Origin of the sequence: Wolbachia endosymbiont (group A) of Therophilus tumidulus (genome assembly GCF_964277345.1) — a bacterium.
Lineage (GTDB): Bacteria > Pseudomonadota > Alphaproteobacteria > Rickettsiales > Anaplasmataceae > Wolbachia > Wolbachia pipientis.
Genome location: NZ_OZ195515.1, coordinates 876,735 through 891,253, shown reverse-complemented (window position 1 = coordinate 891,253; position 14,519 = coordinate 876,735). Strand labels below are relative to the sequence as shown.

The window sequence follows — 14,519 nt, the reverse complement described above, 5'->3', positions numbered from 1 at the left end:
TTATACATATAATGTAAAAATAGTGTTAGTGAAGATATATAATGAAAAGTTTTTGTGTAAAGGCGCCTGCAAAAATCAATCTTTTTTTGCATGTTGTAGACAAAAAAGAAACAGGGTATCACTTGATTGAAGGTTTATTTGTCTTTGCTAATCTCTCTAATTTTTTGGAAATAAAAGTAGGTGAGAAGGATTCTAGATACGATAACTCTACAGTTGAATTTATAAACTCCGAGTCTAGAATAAATAACCAGTATAACACTGTAATGAAAGCGGTTAATCTGCTGCTTAGGCATGCTCCTTTACGCACTAAAGTCACTGTAAAGGTTGTAAAAAACATACCAATTGCTGCAGGACTTGGTAGCGGATCCTCAGATGCTGGAGCTGTGGTACGTACGCTAGGGAAGCTGTGGGAGATTGATAGGACGATTTTAAATGAAATAGCCTTAAACGTTGGTGCTGATGTTCCCGCAAGCGTAGATAGCAAGCCAGTTTTTGTTAGAGGTATTGGCGAAGAATTATGCCACATTAAAAAATTCTCTTTACCTACAAATGTGGTGCTTGTGAAACCGAAAAAAAGGTTTTTGAGTACACCAGAGGTATTTTCCAAACATGAAGGAAAATTTTCTGAGCCAATTAAATGGAGCGATGACGCTGAAAAGGATTTGTTGAAGTTTCTTAAAGAGACGAGAAACGATCTTCAAGAAATAGCAATAAGCTTTGTACCTGAAATTAAGGATGTGATATCAACACTTGAGTCACAAGAAGGCTCTATACTTTCTCGCATGTCAGGCAGTGGTGTATCATGTTTTGGAATATTCGATAGTGAGGAAAATGCAAAAGCTGCTGCAGTTAATATCAGAAAAAAGCAACCAGAATGGTGGGTATGTGACACTCAATTAATAGTTTGACTTATGCCCTTAATTTCCGAGAATAAAAATCTTATAAATGGTTACAGGGAAGGAAAATTTTTGGTGAATAATAGAGAATATTGCGGCTCAATTATAATTTTTCCTGAAAAGGTGATAAAATTGAAAGAAAGTGATATAAACAGCAAGGAGTATTTTGAATCTTTTTTAACAGAGGAAATAGAAATTTTGTTAATAGGTACTGGTAAAACACGCAATATACTAAGTTCTTCAGTGAAGTCCTATCTTATGGAACAAAAAGGTTTAAATTTTGAATTTATGACAACAGGTTCTGCATGCAGAACCCATAACGTTTTAATATCCGAAGATAGATTTGTTGTCAGTTATCTAATAGCCATATAGCATGCTTACCCAGGACTTTTTCATCAATAGTCTAGTTGCAGTAGTTGTAATTAGCCTAGTAACAGGCGCTTTAGGATCGTTTATGATATGGCAAAGGTTATCTTATCTTGGTGATAGTTTGTCCCATTCTTCGTTGCTTGGTGTTGCACTTGCTTTAATCTTTAAGATTAGCCCATCGCTTAGCATAATGCTCATTGCAATTACATTTGCTATACTACTTTCTCTTAATTTTAACAGATTATATTCTGCTGATACGATATTGAACATTGTTACCAATGTAGTTTTATCATCGAGTTTAATACTTATGTCTTTTCTTCCATCTGGCAATAATAGTATTATTAGCTCACTGTTTGGTGATATATTAACGCTCGATCAAAGTGATATAGTATTGATTTTTTTAACCTCTGCAGTAGTTACTTTGATATTAATATTTAGATGGCGTTATTGGTTAATGATTTCAATTAATCAAGATTTAGCAGTAGTTGAAAAAATTAATGTTACCTTTGTTAGACTAGAATTTTTAATCACTCTTGCTATATTTATAGCAATTGCTGCCCAACTAATAGGAATATTACTCATTGCTGCATTTTTGCTAATACCAGCAGCATCTGCAAGGCTCATTTCGAAAACTCCAATGCAGATGATTATTGTTGCAACAGTTTTTTCTGTGATCTCTGGGATATCAGGTCTCATGTTATCTGCAAGTTTTGATTTGTTAACTGGACCTGCAATTATACTTGTTGCAGCGGTATATTTAATTATCGCTTATTTTATAAGGCTAGTATTAAGCAGGTTGGCTTAATTTTGATCTCGAATGTTAATAATTTTGTAATATACTCATTATAAAACATCACTATCTTAGCACAAAATAGTTTTTGCTATACTATTATTTATATGCTAATGATAAGTTGTTAATTTTATGGAGTAAGCAATATGAGCGAAGAAGGATTTTTTTCCAAATATATATCTCAACCTGTGAAAAAATTTTATAATTATATTACAGGAAAAACAGAAGAGTCAGATGATGTAGCAGGTGATGTGCATAATATTGCACAAGGAGACTCAGAGTCTTTGGATACTCATGTACAGTCAAATGAGAATGATATCATATAGATAGCATGAGGGTCACACCATCCAAAGTTAAAAAATTCCTAGAGAAACCTGATGCTTTACGTGGTGTGTTAATTCATGGAAGTGATAACAGTAGGGTTGATTTTTATGTACAAGAAATAATTGCTAATTTGGGTGAGTATTCAGTTCAGGTGATGGATTTTGCAATAGTGCATAAGTCACCCAGTTTACTGTTTTCTGAATTGGCAAACGTTTCGATGTTTACCAGCAAAAAATTAATTAAGCTGATAAATGTGAGTGGAGGTATATCCAAGGAGTTAAAAAATGTATTGGATTATAACGCAAGTGGTCATTATGTAATGATGGTAGCAAATGATCTTCCATATAATTCTGCGACTAAAAGTTATATGGAGAGTTCAAAAATTTTTGGTGTGATTGCTTGCTATAAGGACAGCAACAGCAATCTTTATGACATTATATCAAGTTACTTAAAACAAAATGATATAAAATGCACAAATGAGATAATCTACCATTTGCAATCTTACTTTAATCATAGCAAGCTGCCTATATGTTCAGAACTTGAGAAGTTAGTTTTGTACTTAGGGGAGAGAAAAGACCTAAAACTTACTGATATAGAATTATGCTTTTCAACTTCCGGCAACGACTATGCTACACTTGATGATCTATGCTCTGCCGTAGCAAGTAAAGATATGTCGCGCTTCATTAGAATTTCTGATGCATTGATATCGCAAGAAAATTTTTCACCGATAGCGCTAATTCGCATTATATCAAATTATTTCCTACGCCTTGAAAACGTTTTGCTGTCAGTGCAAGGTGGAATGAGTGAGCAGGCTGCGATTGATCAGCTAAGCCCTCCATTGTTTTTTAAACAATTGCAGAGTTTTAAATCTCATTTGAAAAGTTTGCAACTTTCAGAACTTAAGAAGATCTTGGAAAAATTGATAAGCTTAGAAGTTACCTGTAAAAAAACTGATTTAGATCATAAAATGATTTTTCAACATGCACTGACGGGTAGCTGACTACTCGGATCCAGCCTTTCTTATAATTTCATCAAAATGTTGTATTTTAACATAAAATAGCTGCTTTTATGCCTACCAAAATTCATTCTTTAGTGTGTGTCTCACAAGCATTCTTTGCTAATAGGATATTTTCGAATATAATTGAATATAATTAGATAAAAATACAGATATGTTTGACATTTCAAAAATTGTAATAACACCTGAAATGTTAAAATTAGTTGCTGAAATTGATGAATTTAAAGGAGCATGGCAATTGTTTGGTAATTTAGCTCCAGAACGTTTACAAATGCTCAAGAAAATTGCAACAATTGAAAGTATTGGTTCTTCTACTCGTATTGAAGGGGCAAGATTATCAGACCGTGAAGTTGAGCAATTACTATCCAAACTTGATACACGCTCATTTCGTTCTCTAGATGAACGAGAAATAGCCGGATATGCGTATGTGTGTGAAGAAGTATTTCAAAACTTTAACAAGATGCCATTTACAGAAAACACTATAAAACAGTTTCACATCTGGCTTTTACAATTTTCATATAAAGATCAAAGGCACATGGGAGAATATAAAAAATTCCCCAATCATGTTGAAGCGTTTGATGAATCTGGAAAAAGCTTGGGCATAGTTTTTGAAACAGCCTCTCCATTTGAGACAGCAACACAAATGCAAGAACTTATTTATTGGACTAGCCAGCAATTAGAGGTGAAATCGTTACATCCTCTATTAATTATTGGCATTTTTATAGTTACTTTTTTAGCTATTCATCCCTTCCAGGATGGAAATGGCAGATTATCACGCATTCTCACAACTTTCTTGTTACTAAAGTTAGGGTATATCTATGTACCTTACAGTTCCCTTGAAAGTAATAAGGAGAGTTACTACTTAGCTTTGCGTCGTACTCAACAATCCTTGAAGACGAGCAGCTATGATTTTAATCCATGGCTTATATTCTTTTTAAGGTCACTACAAAAGCAAAAATTTCATCTCGAACAAAAGGTGTCACATGAAAAAGTGTTAAATCTCTATTTACCACCACTTTCTGCTAAAGTATTAGCACTACTCAGCAAACATGGACGTCTTACAATTAAGGATTTGGAAAATATTACTAAAGCAAACTGCAATACCTTAAAGAAGCACGTATCTAATCTCGTAAAGAGTAATCACATCACTCAGCATGGAAAAGGCAAAGCAACCTGGTATGTAATATAGAGCTCAATAGGATATGTATTCATTTTGAATTGTTAAATTATTCAGCTATAGAATATAGATCACAGCTGTACAAACATTGTAGTTTGAGCCCACTAGATCCCAGTGCCCTATTCTTGTCATCCCAGTGCCCAGACACTGGGATCTCATTTTACTTTATAATGATGTCATGAAAGTAGCTGACACTGGGATCCAGAAAACTTAATTTCAACCAAATAATAAAGGCTAGATCCCAGTGTCACGCACTGGGATGACAAAAAAAGGAGCACTGGAATGACAGTAGTCCTACGTCATACCGCGATTCATTCGCGGTATCTCTTAGCATAGATCCCGCTAACAAGTAGCGGGATGACGGTTGTCAGGGTGTCATCCCAGTACCTTCTCCTGTCATCCCAGTGCCCAGACACTGGGATCCAGAAAAGTTTGCTTGTAAGCAAGCAAACTAGCATAGAAAAACGTTTTCGATGAGATTGCAGAAAGGCTAGATTCCAGACTGGAATGACATCGTTCACTATGTACCATATTGCAATAGTTGTGGTCAAGGCACTGGGATCTGAAATTGCAGTGTTCGTACAGCTATAGAATATAGATCAGAAGTGACAGAGCTTAAAAAAAGGCCTAACATTCTTAATAAACGTAAAAAGCTTTATGAAAATCAGAGTTGGAGTAATAGGCTGCTTAGGCAGAATGGGCAAAAAAATACTCAATGAATTAATTACAAATACCAAAGTGGAAATAGCAGGTGCTGTTGCCCGTTCAGGCAGTAAGTACATAGATTCAGATATTGGACCAATTATAGCCAATCTAGGAATTAAAGTTACAAGTTCTATTAGTGGCATATTTGAGTCATCTGACGTTGTAATAGATTTTACAACTAAAGAATGTATGTTAGACTGCCTTAAAGCAGCTGTAAAATTTAAAACACCGCTGGTTAGTGGCACAACTGGAATAGAAGGTGTCGATTTGAAAGAATATGCTGCTGAAGTTCCAATATTATGGTCAGCAAATATGAGTGTTGGGGTTAATGTGTTGCTGAAATTGGTAAAAAAAGCTGCTGAGCTTTTAGGTAATGAATATGACGTTGAGATTTGGGAAATGCATCATAACTTAAAAAAGGATTCACCATCTGGAACAGCTATAGAACTTGGCAAAACAATTGCTAACGCTTCAAAAGTGGATTTTCAGTCCAATCAATATTTACATAGTGGTTCAAACATAAGGAAAAAGGGGGGAATAGGTTTTGCAGTATCTCGTGGAGGTGGAGTAATAGGAGATCACAGCGTGATGTTTGTTAATTCTGATGAACGGATAGAACTAAACCACAAAGCAATTGATCGCACAACATTTGCTAGAGGAGCTGTTCAAGCAGCAGTATGGCTATACGAAAATAAAAGAGAAATTCCGGGGCTCTATTCAATGCAGGATGTGATATGAGCAATACACGTGCCTCTGTTAAAGATTTAAATCTCTGGTACGGCTCTAAGCAAGTTTTATTCGATATAAATTTGAATATTTATAAAAGAAAAGTTACTACTTTTATCGGACCATCCGGGTGCGGTAAATCAACATTTTTGCGTTGTTTTAATCGTATGAATGACTATGTACCAGGTTGCAAAACTGTTGGTGAATTAGATATCGATGGGCTGGGTGATATATATTCACGCGATATGGATGTTGTACTACTTAGAGCAAAAGTTGGTATGGTATTTCAAAAGCCAAATCCTTTTCCAAAATCAATATATGATAATGTTGCTTGTGGGCCAAAATTGCATGGTATGGCGAAGGATAAGCAAAAATTGAATGAGATGGTGGAAAATAGTTTAACCAAGGTTGGTTTATGGGAAGAATTGAAGGACAGATTGCAAGATAGCGCACTCAATTTATCCGGTGGCCAACAACAGAGGCTATGCATCGCTCGCGCAATTGCAGTGAAGCCAACTATTTTATTAATGGATGAACCGTGCTCTGCTCTTGATCCAATGGCAACCAATGCAATCGAAAATCTTATACAAGAGCTGAAATTAAGATTTACTATAATTATGGTGACTCATTCAATGAAGCAAGCTAAAAAGTTATCTGATAGTGTAATTTTCTTTCATAATGGCAGAATTGTTGAGTCTGGAAGCACTCAAGAAATATTCGAAAATGCTCAATCTCCCTTAACAAAGGAGTATATCCTGGATCATTAAATTTCTGACCTTACCCAGAAAAAGTGGAGAGAAAGAAAAGAGTTTTTTTGGGTAAAATAAAATTTTGGAGGATTAGAAATGGTAAGAGAATATACGGCAGAATTCAAATTGGAAGCTGTTAAACTGGCAAATGAACAAAGAAAGGCAGGTCAAACAATTACAAAAATAGCAAGAGATTTAGGAATAAAGGGTGGTTTATTAGGAAAATGGATAAAGAAACACAACGAAAAAAAGTCGGCGGCAAATGCATTTCCAGATGTAGCACCTTATGACAAAGAGAGGTTTGATTTACAAAGCAAGAGTAACAAGGGAAAGAGACATTTAAAAAAAAGCCCTGGCCAGTCAAAAAGAGTAAAATATTTTTTCATAAAAGAGCATAGTAAACACTATAAAGTACAGGAATTATGTAGGATTTTCTGCTAGTGGCTACTATAAGTGGACCACAAGAAAAATAAGCAGTAGAGAATCAGCAAATAAAGAGCTACTCGAAGCTATTCAAAAAATATATCAAGTTTCTAAATGTAGATATGGAGCTCCTAAAATTCATGCTGAATTAAAGGCTTTGGGTAAAAGTTGCAATTTGAAAACGGTGCAAAGTATTATGCAGAAAAATGACATCAGGGCTATACTGAAAAGAAAGTTTAAAATTAAAAAACAACAAACAGATAATAGAGCTGTAGCTCCCAATATGCTAGATCAAAACTTTATTGTTGATCAACCAAATAAAGTATGGGATTACTTACATCAAAACCAAGGAGGGATGGCTATATTTGGCAGCAATAATTCTCACGTATGGTAGTTAATGAGTAGTGCAATAAATAAACAATTGGTTATGAACTCTTTATTAATGGCCATTAATAGGCGTAAACCTGTTAAAAATCTACTGCTGCACAGTGACCAAGGTTCACAATATACTGCGCAAGGGTATCAATATCTCTTAGCTGTAAAGAATATAGATGAGTAATAAAGGCTGTTGTTACGACAATTCTGTTGTGGAAAGCTTCTTCAGTTCTCTAAAAAGGGAGTTACCAATAGACACCTCTCGGCACTCTAAACAGCATATCAAAACTGCTATATTTGAATATATAGAAATTTTTTATAACAAACAACGTCACTATTAACTATTGCATTCCAGAACAATTTGATGCATCATTCTTTTTGTAAAAAACATTCCACACTTTCTCTCCACTTTTTCTGGGTAAGGTCACTTTTCCACTGATCATATTTAATCGCCATAACTTTACTCCTACTTTAACAATATTTTAATTATCATATATTATGGCAAGAAAGTCAACCCTACCTAATTTTGCTTAGTAAGCACACTAACTATGAAACAATCTATATTACCATCAAAAACAGAATTTATATTGCCCACTTCATGTCCGGTTCTTAAATCCTTCACCATTTGATATGGATGCATAACGTACGATCTGATCTGATTGCCCCAGCCTATATCGCATTTTTTACCATATTCTTCAGCCATTTTCTGTTCTTTTTTTTCCAGTTCAATTTGGTATAAACGTCCTTTAAGTAATTTTAACGCCTCATCTTTATTTCTGTGTTGAGAACGACCATTTTGGCATTGAACTACAACACCAGTTGGAATATGCGTAATGCGTACCGCACTTTCAGTCTTGTTCACATGCTGACCGCCTGCTCCGGAAGCACGATAGGTGTCGATCTTTAGATCCTTTTCATCCACAGCAATATCAATTGAATCTTCTATCACTGGAGTTACTCCTACACTTGCAAAACTGGTATGACGTTTACCATTTGCATCAAATGGCGATATTCTAACCAGCCTGTGAATTCCACTTTCACTTTTTGCCCACCCATAAGCTTTTTCTCCAACGATTTTTATCATTGCAGACTTTATACCAACTGACTCTCCTTCTAATTTTTCTACAACTTCAACTTTAAAGTTGTGATAAATTTCTGCCCACCTTACATACATGCGCATCAGCATTTCAGCCCAATCATTGCTCTCTGTTCCACCAGCTCCTGAGTGGATTTCTAAAAAGCAGTCATTATTATCTGCTTCACCAGTAAATAAGGATTCTGTCTCTGTAAGTTTGATTAATTTCTCTAGCTTAGCTAATTCATTTTCAACTTCAGAGAAAAATTCTTCATCATTCTCATCAATAGCAGACTTCATTAAGCTAATGGCATCGTTGTAATCGCTTTCCAGCTTTAAAAACAACTCTACGTCATTCTTAATTTTAGAACGTTCTTTTAAAATTTCTTGTGCCTTTTGATTGTCTTGCCACAGATTATCATTCGACGCTTGGGAATCCAGCTCTTCAAGACGCAACTTTAATTTTTCTATGTCAAAGACACCTCCTGATAAGAGAAATACTTTTATTTAAGCTTTGAAAGTGTTCAAGAATTTCTGAATAAGTTTTCATTATACTTTAGATTTTAATATATTTACTATCAATAACAATAACAGTAAACAAAATAGAAATTTAACCATATGATAGTTAATTTAAATAATTTCATTATACTTTAATGTTTAAGGAAATCAAGCGCGTATATTTATTAAAAAATAAGGTAAAGTAATGAATATTAAAATAAGTTCTCATTATGGTTTAGACAAAAAGGCTATTGATGACTTAATAGAGTCACTTGATAACGAGGAGCTAGAGAATGTTTGTAGTATTGTAAAAACGATAGATAGCGTTCAGTTAGCTTATTTTTTATCTACTTCAATCAGTGATCACAGGGAGAAATTAGTTAATATCCTCGATCAACATTTGTTAAGTGATGCCCTAGTGCATGTAGTGCCAGATTTACAAATAGAGATCATAGAAACATTGGGAATAGAAAATACAGCAAAGTTACTAATGCTCCTTGATGTAGAAGATATAGTAACCATAGTGAAAGATTTAGATAGAAAGTCTGTAGAGAACATACTTTACTACCTGCCCAGCAAGACTCAGAAATCAGTAGAGGAGTTGCTATCATACCCAGAAGAAAGTGCAGGAAGGTTAATACATAAAGATATGGTTATAGCTCCATATTATTGGACAATAAATCAACTGACAGAATTTGTGTGCAACTATAAAAAAATACCAGAAAAATTTCACCAGATATTCATTATCAACTCAAAATTAGAGCCTATAGGCAGTGTTAATTTAAATAAGGTAATATCTCACTCAGGAGACACAATAATAAAAGAGATAATGGATCATGACATAAAAATCATTAAAACTGGAATAGACCAAGAGGAAGTAGCAAGAATATTTAAAGATTACTCTCTATTATCGGCTCCGGTAGTAAATAAGAATGGTAAAATTATTGGTGTGATCTTAATTGAAGATGTGATAAAAGTTGTTCAACAAGAAACAGAAGAGGATGTACTCAAAATAAGCGGTGTATCTTCTAAAGCCGATATAAATGCCCCTATACATAAAACTATAATTAAAAGGCTACCTTGGTTACTGTTTAACCTCTTAGCTGCAACAATGTGTTCCATAGTAGTTGGCTTTTTCGATGATGTAATAAAAAGTTTTATAGTGCTGCCAATAATCATGCCGATAATTGCATCAATGAGCGGAAATGCAGGATCCCAAACAGTAACGCTAACCATCCGGGCAATCGCAACAAAATATCTAACTGAGCAAAATGCAAAAAGAATACTGATGAAAGAATTTTTAATAGGTCTTATAAACGGGGTGATCTTATCTACTATTTCATTAGTAGTGTTAGCAATAAGGTTTCACAACTTCAAAGTGGAGATGATTTTTGTGGTCTCCATGATTATGATGTCAATTATTGCAACGTTCATCGGAACTTTCATTCCTATAATGCTTCATCGCTTAAAGTCTGACCCTGCCGTTTCTTCTTCAATCCTAACATCGGCAACAACTGATATTCTCTCAGCTTTTATATTTCTTGGTTTAGCTACGATCTTTTTATTAAATAGCTAATACTATCTATAGCTATACCGCCGCGAACCGTCATGCCGCGATTCATTCGCGGTATCTCTTAGCATAGATCCCGCTAACAAGTAGCGGGATGACGAGAAAGGGGCTACTTGGATGACATTCTTCCTGGTGTGCCCAAATCACAATGTTCGTACATCTGTGGATTTATTCGCGGTATAGATATCGCTAACGAGTAGCGGAATGACGGTTTTTCAAATTGTCGTAAGTCAGTTTAGCTATAATATCAAGTTTCACCAACTATTTCTCTCTATTAAATAAGAATAAATTACCTATACAAAAATAGATTGGCAATATTTCAAGTCTGCCAAGCAGCATTAAAAACGATAGAAATAATTTTACTTCATTACTGAAAGAAGAATAGTTACCTGAAGGACCTATTAAGTTGCTGAACCCTGGACCAGAGTTTGTAAGCGTTGCAGAGACTGAACTGACGCTAGTTATAAAGTCTGCATTGCTTAAGTAAGACATCACTATTGATGAAATGGTAAACGTTAACATGAAAATTGCAAAAAATATAAAGACAGAGTGAACTTCATCATTCTCCAGGGTTTTTCCATTGAATTTTACTCCATTGTCTGCATCAGGGTTTAATAAAAGGTAAAAGTAATTTCTTATGGACCTTAAAAGAACAATCAAGCGGAAGATTTTGACACCACCACTTGAAGAACCACTACATCCACCAACAAAGGTGAGAAAAAAAGCTAAGACTGAAATGAAACTCCAATCTATATGATTACAGATTGCATAACCAGTTGACGTAATCAAGGAAGTGATGGTAAATGTGCTGCATCTAAATGATAATGACACTCCTAAATCAACATTTTTATACAACCAAAAACAAGCAAATAAAGATGAAACAATAGCTATCTTAAAAAAGTAAGAGACCTGCTCATCATAGCAAATGTCTAACCGTCTTATGATTTTTAAATAGCTAAGAAAAGGCAGAGAACCCAAAATCATAAAAACGATCGTTATGGCTTCTAGTATGGGATTATTATAGTGCCCTATAGAATCATTATAGTTAGCAAATCCACCAGTTGATACAGCAGACATTCCGTGACATATTGCATCAAATAGTGGCATACCAGCTAGATAATAGGAAAATATACATAACAAAATTAAGCCATAATATATTGCCGTAACATGAATCACTACGCTTCGCGTATTCGGCAACTTCCTTTTGGTAGCATCTGAATATTCAGAATAAAGTAAATTATTTAGGCTGAGAACCTTAAACATAGGAAAAACTGCAATTCCTAAAGTGATTACACCAAAACCCCCCATGCCATGTAGCATTGCTCTCCATAGCAGTATTCCTGGAGATTGTTTTTCAATATCATTAAATATAGTTGCTCCTGTGGTTGTGATGCCAGATATCGTTTCAAACAATGCATCAACATAGCTCAGATTATCAAAATAGAAAGGAATAGCTGCAAACAGAGACAAGGCAATCCAGGTGCAACTAGTAATCGCAAAAATTGCTGGCATTCCATGCAATCTACTTAATTTACCGAGTAAAATAAAAATTGCGCCAGATGTGCAGGTAATTATGAATCCAGCGAGGAAATTTTTCCATTCGTAGCTGAGATACTTATTGGTAATAGCAGGAATAAGCATTGCTAAGCTAAACAGCAATAGGAATATTCCCACAATAAATGCAATTGAACGCAAATTTTGTAAACGTTGATGATTTTTCATAGAATTACTTCCTCGCTATACAAAGCCATAAAAGCTACTCTAACGTCAAGCATTTTGTTGGCCTTTATTAACAGTTATTAACAATATACTTGATTTACTTGTAAATATGTGTGATAATTAAATTTTTATTAGAGGTAAGATATGGTTGAATTAACTGATGCACAAGAAGAAATTCTAGGTTCATTAAGACAGGCAGTCAGGAATGACAATTTTCAAGAAGTCCAGAACGTACTCGACAATAAGGAACATAAGGAACATGATGATATACAAGCAGTTTTGAGCCACGAGGGGACTCTGACTAGTGACAAAGGTACCATTTTAAATGATGTTATTGACTGTTCTAATGCTAGCGTTAACACTAAAGTAGGGATCATTGAACTAATTTGGCAGAAAGCTGATAAAGAAACTCGTGATTTTTTGTGTGATTACAAGGTAGTAAATTCTTTTGAAGGTCAACCATATTTTGTAGATACAATAGATGATCTTAAACGCTTTCAAGGAAAAATTGACTATAATAGCACAGAATATTTTGCTCTTGCACTAGTTATTCAAGAAATAGAAAAGCACAAGAGGGTAAAGGATCTTTATTCCAATGCTCCTATAGTAACTAACACTACTACACCAACTACTGGCAACAAAACCCCAGAAAAAAACGATACAAACTTCTGGAGTGAACACAAAGGGAAGATCGCTCTGGGCGTTGTTGGACTATGCGTAGTTGGTGCTATTGCAGCCTATGTGCTGGCATATCCTGTAGTTGCATTAGTTTTAGAAGTTTTAGCAGTTTCAGCATTGGCTGTACTAGCTTATATTGGAGGAGTTTGTGAGAAATCAGAAAGCCCAAATACGAAAAGCTCGGACCCGGTTGTTTCTGGGGTGTTGCAACAACGCAGAACTGTCTAATTAGTAATCCATTGTCATCCCAGCGCGCCGCGCTGGGTCTGACTACGCTAGAACAAAGAATATAAAAGAAACGTTGCCGTCACGTTATATCATAAACCTTTGCTGAAGCTTTCTTTATATCTTCACTTGAAAGTGGAATTAGACCAAGCCTAGATAGGTACCCATCTTCAATGCCGATCGAATCTATAATTTCTTTTACGAATTCTCTTAATCCATCAACAGTATCCAAGTGTTCCCTCTTTATGTAAAGGTATAGAGGTCTTGCTAATATATATTTTCCCGATGATATATTTTCGTAAGTTGGCTCAATTCCTGCAATTGTGCTCCCTTGTATTTTATCTTGATTCCTCATTAAAAAGCTGAAACTAAATATCCCTAAAGCGTTCTTGTTACTTTTCAATTTTTGTATTATTATGTTTTCATTAATTCCAACTTCTATATACCTTCCGTCATCCCTTATATTACCACATGCTTGCTTTCTTTCTTCCTGATCTTTATAATTCTCTTTGAAAATTCTCGAGTTCATGCATGAATATTGATCAAGCATAATAGAATTAACCAAAGTTTCGTATGTGCCTGTATTTTGATGTGGACCATAAATTTCAATTTCTGTTTTTGGTAAGGCTTGATTGACATTAGACCAAAACTTCTTATTATTTTTTACTAATTTATCATTTTCTTGAGAATATGCAGATAAAGTTTCAAATAAGTCCTTCTTTGTGAAATCAAATCTATGGCTTTGATTTGAATTTGCAATGACAACTCCATCATAGCCAATGATGATTTCTATCACTTCATTAATTTTATTCCTTTTACATAGTTCTCTTTCTACTTCCTTCATAGGGCGAGATGAAGTGGTGATGTCTGGCGTGTCTTCCCCTATTCCTGAGCAAAACATTTTGAACCCTGATCCACTTCCTATCGATTCCACAACTGGAGTCTTAAAGGAGAATACACGGTTGAACTCTTCGGCTATAAACGAGATAAAAGGAAAAACAGTTGAAGATCCAACAATTCTGATGTATTTCCTGGCATCAGCATTTGATAGCGGCGTGAATAATACGAATACAAAAATCAGGAGAAAGTTTCTAAGCATTATTTTTAGTTAAGAACATAAATCTAATTATTGTAATAAAAAATCAAACTGAAAAGCTTTAATTGCATGACAAAAGCTACAGTTTACATTTAAATTTTATTTTATA

General features: G+C 34.7%; 17 protein-coding genes. 14 read left to right on the top strand and 3 right to left on the bottom strand.

Annotation, left to right across the window (positions count from 1 at the left end; all coding sequences use genetic code 11):
• Nucleotides 1-41 precede the first annotated feature (41 nt).
• From ACICQD_RS04820 to ACICQD_RS04765, 12 genes are all read left to right on the top strand, one after another.
• Entirely contained in the window at nt 42-908 is an 867-nt protein-coding gene (locus ACICQD_RS04820) for a 4-(cytidine 5'-diphospho)-2-C-methyl-D-erythritol kinase (protein WP_395461680.1), read from the top strand.
• A gap of 3 nt (nt 909-911) precedes the next feature.
• Nucleotides 912-1,268 (top strand): Mth938-like domain-containing protein, encoded by a 357-nt coding sequence (locus ACICQD_RS04815; protein WP_395461679.1) that lies wholly within the window; start codon nt 912-914, stop codon nt 1,266-1,268.
• A 1-nt stretch (nt 1,269) separates the two neighbouring features.
• The gene (locus ACICQD_RS04810; protein WP_010962536.1) at nt 1,270-2,070 is read left to right on the top strand and encodes a metal ABC transporter permease; all 801 of its coding nucleotides are present in this window, start codon (nt 1,270-1,272) and stop codon (nt 2,068-2,070) included.
• Nucleotides 2,071-2,201: 131 nt separating this feature from the next.
• Entirely contained in the window at nt 2,202-2,381 is a 180-nt protein-coding gene (locus ACICQD_RS04805; RefSeq protein WP_010082539.1) for a hypothetical protein, read from the top strand.
• Between the two features lie 5 nt (nt 2,382-2,386).
• Nucleotides 2,387-3,379 (top strand): DNA polymerase III subunit delta, encoded by a 993-nt coding sequence (holA, locus tag ACICQD_RS04800; protein ID WP_395461678.1) that lies wholly within the window; start codon nt 2,387-2,389, stop codon nt 3,377-3,379.
• 205 nt (nt 3,380-3,584) lie between these two features.
• Nucleotides 3,585-4,583: a Fic family protein gene (locus ACICQD_RS04795; RefSeq protein ID WP_395461677.1), complete on the top strand. Its 999-nt coding sequence runs from the start codon at nt 3,585-3,587 to the stop codon at nt 4,581-4,583.
• 645 nt (nt 4,584-5,228) lie between these two features.
• Nucleotides 5,229-6,014, top strand: coding sequence for a 4-hydroxy-tetrahydrodipicolinate reductase (gene dapB / locus ACICQD_RS04790; protein ID WP_010962542.1), 786 nt, complete (start codon nt 5,229-5,231; stop codon nt 6,012-6,014).
• Nucleotides 6,011-6,769, top strand: a complete 759-nt coding sequence (gene pstB, locus ACICQD_RS04785; RefSeq protein WP_006280935.1) for a phosphate ABC transporter ATP-binding protein PstB — start codon at nt 6,011-6,013, stop codon at nt 6,767-6,769. The genes dapB and pstB overlap by 4 nt, the downstream gene beginning before the upstream one ends.
• A 78-nt stretch (nt 6,770-6,847) precedes the next feature.
• The gene (locus ACICQD_RS04780; protein ID WP_264373730.1) at nt 6,848-7,192 is read left to right on the top strand and encodes a transposase; all 345 of its coding nucleotides are present in this window, start codon (nt 6,848-6,850) and stop codon (nt 7,190-7,192) included.
• On the top strand, nt 7,146-7,568 hold the full coding sequence (locus tag ACICQD_RS04775) for an IS3 family transposase (RefSeq protein WP_395461824.1): 423 nt from the start codon (nt 7,146-7,148) through the stop codon (nt 7,566-7,568). Before ACICQD_RS04780 ends, ACICQD_RS04775 begins: the two co-directional genes overlap by 47 nt.
• A 3-nt stretch (nt 7,569-7,571) precedes the next feature.
• Entirely contained in the window at nt 7,572-7,733 is a 162-nt protein-coding gene (locus ACICQD_RS04770) for a DDE-type integrase/transposase/recombinase (RefSeq protein ID WP_010082071.1), read from the top strand.
• Nucleotides 7,726-7,890 carry an IS3 family transposase gene (locus ACICQD_RS04765; RefSeq protein WP_141456809.1) on the top strand — a complete coding sequence of 55 codons (165 nt, stop codon included), beginning with the start codon at nt 7,726-7,728 and terminating at the stop codon, nt 7,888-7,890. The genes ACICQD_RS04770 and ACICQD_RS04765 overlap by 8 nt, the downstream gene beginning before the upstream one ends.
• 179 nt (nt 7,891-8,069) lie before the next feature.
• Here the strand turns inward: ACICQD_RS04765 and prfB are convergent.
• Nucleotides 8,070-9,174, bottom strand: a protein-coding gene (gene prfB / locus ACICQD_RS04760; protein ID WP_395461676.1) for a peptide chain release factor 2 whose coding sequence is annotated in 2 segments (ribosomal slippage) — nt 8,070-9,098 and nt 9,100-9,174 — 1,104 coding nt in all. Because the reading frame shifts where the segments join, the coding sequence is not laid out codon by codon here.
• A gap of 153 nt (nt 9,175-9,327) precedes the next feature.
• On the opposite strand from prfB, the gene mgtE reads away from it, so the two are divergent.
• A complete protein-coding gene (gene mgtE / locus ACICQD_RS04755) occupies nt 9,328-10,698 on the top strand; it encodes a magnesium transporter (RefSeq protein WP_395461675.1) in 1,371 nt (456 codons plus the stop codon).
• A 255-nt stretch (nt 10,699-10,953) separates the two neighbouring features.
• On the opposite strand, the gene ACICQD_RS04750 is transcribed toward mgtE, so the two are convergent.
• Nucleotides 10,954-12,414 (bottom strand): TrkH family potassium uptake protein, encoded by a 1,461-nt coding sequence (locus ACICQD_RS04750; RefSeq protein WP_395461674.1) that lies wholly within the window; start codon nt 12,412-12,414, stop codon nt 10,954-10,956.
• Nucleotides 12,415-12,555: 141 nt separating this feature from the next.
• Here ACICQD_RS04750 and ACICQD_RS04745 point away from each other — a divergent pair, with 141 nt between their 5' ends.
• Nucleotides 12,556-13,317, top strand: coding sequence for a hypothetical protein (locus tag ACICQD_RS04745; protein WP_395461673.1), 762 nt, complete (start codon nt 12,556-12,558; stop codon nt 13,315-13,317).
• A gap of 79 nt (nt 13,318-13,396) precedes the next feature.
• On the opposite strand, the gene ACICQD_RS04740 is transcribed toward ACICQD_RS04745, so the two are convergent.
• Complete coding sequence (locus ACICQD_RS04740; protein WP_395461672.1) at nt 13,397-14,413, bottom strand: substrate-binding domain-containing protein; 1,017 nt, start codon at nt 14,411-14,413, stop codon at nt 13,397-13,399.
• Nucleotides 14,414-14,519: the final 106 nt, after the last annotated feature.